Origin of the sequence: Micromonospora sp. NPDC023966, assembly GCF_040639095.1 — a bacterium.
In the GTDB taxonomy this organism is placed as follows: domain Bacteria; phylum Actinomycetota; class Actinomycetes; order Mycobacteriales; family Micromonosporaceae; genus Micromonospora.
Genome location: NZ_JBEZZJ010000082.1, coordinates 1 through 1612 on the forward strand (window position 1 = coordinate 1; position 1612 = coordinate 1612).

General features: G+C 70.3%; 1 protein-coding gene. It reads left to right on the forward strand.

Annotated elements, in window-relative coordinates; translation table 11 throughout:
• Positions 1 to 166 precede the first annotated feature (166 nt).
• Complete coding sequence (locus tag AB0F68_RS35190) at positions 167 to 1600, forward strand: NF041680 family putative transposase (protein WP_357346208.1); 1434 nt, start codon at positions 167 to 169, stop codon at positions 1598 to 1600.
• Positions 1601 to 1612: the final 12 nt, after the last annotated feature.

A 1612-nucleotide genomic window follows, 5' to 3' on the forward strand; every position in this document is an offset into this window, starting at 1 on the left:
CTTGTTCTTTAACCCTGGCGTCTCGGCGGGCGAGATAGTCCTTTGTGGGCTCGGCGTGTCGTGGAGACGGAAGCCGGCCACCGTCTGATGATCCTTCGGTTCCCTGGCAAGGACGTGAAGAACAAGGACGGTGGCCGTGGCCACGATTGTGGACTACGTGGCTGGGCTGGTGTTACCCGACACGCCCGTGAGTGATCCGGCGGCGGTGCTGGCGGGCCTCCGCCGGGACTTTTACGAGTGCTTGGTGCGCCGGGCGGACGCGTTGTTCGAGCTGACCGACGCGGTCCTGTGCACCGACGGGCCGGTGCATAGCCTGGTCGATCTGTCGCTTGCGGCGGAGCACCGGCGTGGTCACGGCGCCTTGTACGACGGGTTGAACAGCGGCCGCCTCGACATCCGCAGGCTACGCACGACGCTGGCCGGCCTTCCGCTGCCGAGGACCGCGGACGGTCGGATCGTCCTCGCGGTCGATGTCAGTAACTGGCTGCGCCCGGACGCGGCAACATCGCCGGACCGGCTGTTCTGCCACGTCTACGCCCGGGGCAAGGGGCAGGCTCAGCTGATCCCGGGCTGGCCGTACTCGTTGGTGGCCGCGCTGGAGACCGGCCGCACGTCGTGGACGCAGGTCCTGGACGCGGTGCGGCTGGGTCCGGCCGATGACGCCACCGCCGTCACCGCCGCCCAGCTGCGTGATGTCGTGGACAGGCTCATCGCCGTCGGGCACTGGCGGCCCGGCGACCCGGACATCCTGATCGTGGCCGACACCGGCTACGACACCGCCCGGCTGGCCTGGCTGCTGGCCGATCTACCCGTGGTGCTGGTCGGCCGGATCCGTTCCGACCGTGTCCTACGGCTGCCCAAGCCGGCCAGGGCGGCGGGCACCATCGGCCGTCCCCGCAAACACGGCGGCGAGTTCGCCCTGGCCGATCCGGCTACCTGGCCGGCGCCGCACCACGTCACCACCACTGCGACCACGCGCTATGGCACCGCGCGAGCAGCCGCGTGGGACCGGCTGCACCCCAGGTTGACCCGCCGCACCTGCTGGATCGACCACCACGGTGACCTGCCGATCATCGAAGGCACCCTGATCCGGCTGCAGGTCGACCACCTACCCGGCGACCGTGACCCCAAGCCGGTATGGCTGTGGTGCTCCGCCACCGGCGCCACCGCCACCGATGTCGACCGCTGGTGGCAGGCCTTCCTGCGCCGCTTCGACCTGGAACACACCTTCCGCCTGTTCAAACAGACCCTCGGCTGGACCCGCCCGAAGATCCGCACCCCGCAAGCCGCCGACCGCTGGACCTGGCTGATCATCGCCGCGCACACCCAACTCCGCCTGGCCCGCCCCCTGGCCGCCGACCTACGCCGCCCCTGGGAGAAGCCCGCACCACCCGGACGGCTCACCCCCGCCCGCGTCCGCCGCGGGTTCCGGAACATCCGCCCCACCAGCGCCCTGCCCGCCAGCGCACCGAAACCCGCAACACCCGGCCCCGGACGGCCACCCGGCACCCGCAACCGCCGGGCCGCACCCCACCACGACGTCGGCAAAACCATCAAGCGTGACCTGACCATCGCAGCACGTAAACAACACGAGGGTTAAAGATCAAGCTTA